At 56.6% G+C, this 1,206-nt stretch carries 1 rRNA gene; it reads right to left on the bottom strand.

From position 1 onward, the window contains the following. Nucleotides 1-1,206: ribosomal RNA gene (locus BM083_RS23700) — 23S ribosomal RNA — on the bottom strand; the annotation flags it as partial.

The following is a 1,206-nucleotide window of genomic DNA, read 5'->3' as shown; positions in this document are numbered from 1 at the left end:
GTGGTACTTCTTTTTCATGTGGGTTTCGAGCTTAGATGCGTTCAGCTCTTACCCCGTGGTGCGTAGCTTCCCGGCATCTGCCCTTTCGGACAACCGGTACACCAGTGGCACCCAAACGTAGTTCCTCTCGTACTATACGTTCGTTCACGTCAAGTACCTTAACACCCCCAATAGATAGCAGCCGACCTGTCTCACGACGGTCTAAACCCAGCTCACGACCTCCTTTAATAGGCGAACAACCTCACCCTTGCCTGCTTCTGCACAGGCAGGATGGAGGGAACCGACATCGAGGTAGCAAGCCACCGGGTCGATATGTGCTCTTGCCGGTGACGACTCTGTTATCCCTAAGGTAGCTTTTCTGTCATCTACGGCCCGCATCAAGCAGGCTCGTAGGTTCGCTAGACCACACTTTCGTGTCAGCGTCCCTCGTTAGGCAGGACACTGTCAGGCTTCCGTTTGCTCTTGCGCTCTTCCTCGGGTTTCCGACCCGAGTGAGGAAACCTTGGGGCGCGCTCGATATCTTTTCGAGCGCGTACCGCCCCAGTCAAACTGCCCGGCTACCGGTGTCCTCCGCCAGGAGTGAGAGTCGCAGTCACTAACGGGTAGTATTTCACTGATGCCTCGGTGGCCCGCTAGCGCGGGTACCTGTGTAGCGGCTCCTACCTATGCTGCACATTAGCGACCACGTCTCAGCGACAGCCTGCAGTAAAGCTCTATAGGGTCTTCGCTTCCCCTTGGGGGTCTCCAGACTCCGCACTGGAACGTACAGTTCACCGGGCCCAACGTTGGGACAGTGGCGCTCTCGTTGATCCATTCATGCAAGCCGCTACTGAAGCGGCAAGGTACTACGCTACCTTAAGAGGGTCATAGTTACCCCCGCCGTTGACGGGTCCTTCGTCCTATTGTACTAGGTGTTCAGATACCCGCACTGGGCAGGATTCAGTGACCGTACGAGTCCTTGCGGATTTGCGGTCACCTATGTTGTTACTAGACAGTCGGAGCGCCCGAGTCACTGCGACCTGCCCTTATACGGGGCAGGCATCCCTTCTCGCGAACTTACGGGACTAATTTGCCGAATTCCCTAACGTCGGTTGGTCCCGACGGGCCTTGGCTTGCTCTGCCAGAGTACCTGTGTCGGATCTCGGTACGAGTATCACGCTCGTCTTTTCACGGACTCTAGGTACCACCGACTTGCGCTGTCCCGGA

It is taken from the genome of Halogranum rubrum, from assembly GCF_900114455.1.
Lineage (GTDB): Archaea > Halobacteriota > Halobacteria > Halobacteriales > Haloferacaceae > Halogranum > Halogranum rubrum.
This window is presented reverse-complemented; position numbering and strand designations above follow the sequence as displayed.